Consider the following 754-nt stretch of genomic DNA (forward strand, 5'->3'; position numbering starts at 1 on the left):
ATCATTAGATGGGACTCGCAAATGCCGGGTCACAGTCCAACGGCACTTGTGAATCGATGCGTCTTGATCGATTCACAACAATGATGAATACACCGGTTAGTAGCCGCGCGCTGGTTTTCGGCGCGGAGAAGACATTCGAGGTTTTAGCATGGAAGAAACTGTTCAAATCGGGAGCCGTGGCGACTTCGGCCTCTGGGCGATTGAAGTTGCCAAGCAGATTGTCGGCGAGCAGGGCTTTGAGCTTGCCAAGGCCGCGCGTGACGGAACGGAGGATGACGTCCGCGCGGCCGGCAATGCTTTGGGTAAGGCGATCACAGATGTGCTGCTCGAAGTCTATGACGGACTTCTGGAGGAAATTCCAGAGGACCAGGACGCTACCTAAGACAGAAGCTGCACTGCCTCTCCGCGTTAGCATGAAAGACGCGTTTGGCTTCACGCATGCTTTCATATCCGCTCTGCGAAACCAGATCGCGCGCCCGCACCTAAGAGGCGCATTGCCGGCGGTGAAGACTGTTCGTCGGCGCGCATGCCACGCTTCATGCGGCAGGATCAGCCGCCGGCTGACAAGTTGCTTCGAGCGGGTTCTCGACGAGCCGGAGGACTGCGTCCACCGGCTTAGTTGATTGACCTCCACAGTCGTAGCGCCGCAGCGCCTGGAGACATATTCGGCGGTTTCGGGATCGTTGATGGCCGAAGCTGATCTAGCTAAGCTAGTGGTATCCGCCTAACATAAGAGTCCGTATGGGATTCCCTT

General features: G+C 56.9%; 1 protein-coding gene and 1 pseudogene. One reads left to right on the forward strand and one right to left on the reverse strand.

Annotation, left to right across the window (positions count from 1 at the left end; all coding sequences use genetic code 11):
- Positions 1-148 precede the first annotated feature (148 nt).
- Positions 149-382: a hypothetical protein gene (locus N181_RS10295; protein ID WP_015633479.1), complete on the forward strand. Its 234-nt coding sequence runs from the start codon at positions 149-151 to the stop codon at positions 380-382.
- 33 nt (positions 383-415) lie between these two features.
- Here N181_RS10295 and N181_RS31525 read toward each other — a convergent pair.
- Positions 416-700: pseudogene (locus tag N181_RS31525) on the reverse strand (type IV secretory system conjugative DNA transfer family protein); the annotation flags it as partial.
- Positions 701-754 lie beyond the last annotated feature (54 nt).

The organism is Sinorhizobium fredii USDA 205 (genome assembly GCF_001461695.1).
Taxonomy (GTDB): Bacteria; Pseudomonadota; Alphaproteobacteria; order Rhizobiales; family Rhizobiaceae; genus Sinorhizobium; species Sinorhizobium fredii.

Bases quoted from the DNA above. Each gene is read 5' to 3' on its own strand.
- N181_RS10295 (WP_015633479.1), top strand. From the start codon at position 149: ATGGAAGAAACTGTTCAAATCGGGAGCCGTGGCGACTTCGGCCTCTGG.